1 pseudogene is annotated in these 230 nt (G+C 45.2%); it reads left to right on the top strand.

Annotated elements, in window-relative coordinates:
- Positions 1-218 (top strand): annotated as a pseudogene (locus tag ACYP03_RS28435) (cytochrome B); the annotation flags it as partial.
- Between the last annotated feature and the right edge of the window lie 12 nt (positions 219-230).

Raw genomic sequence — 230 nt, 5'->3', positions numbered from 1 at the left:
ATCATGCGGACAGTAAAAAGCTGGATGCATTGCTGATCGGAATCACTTCCTTAGGGATTTTAGCTTTTCTGGCACCGGTGCTTCTGGTCTACTGGCTATTCGTATATGTACCGGATGATGCACGCATTGTTGATGTCGTAGGTGAGCAATGTCGCTGTCTGTTTCGCTTTCCAGGAGAAGACCAGCATCTTGGAAAAAGTGATTCTCTTTTTGTTTAAGCTACCAATCCG

The organism is Photobacterium sp. R1 (assembly GCF_054600795.1).
The sequence above is the reverse complement of the archived record's forward strand: the minus strand, read 5'-3'. Positions and strand labels throughout refer to the sequence as shown.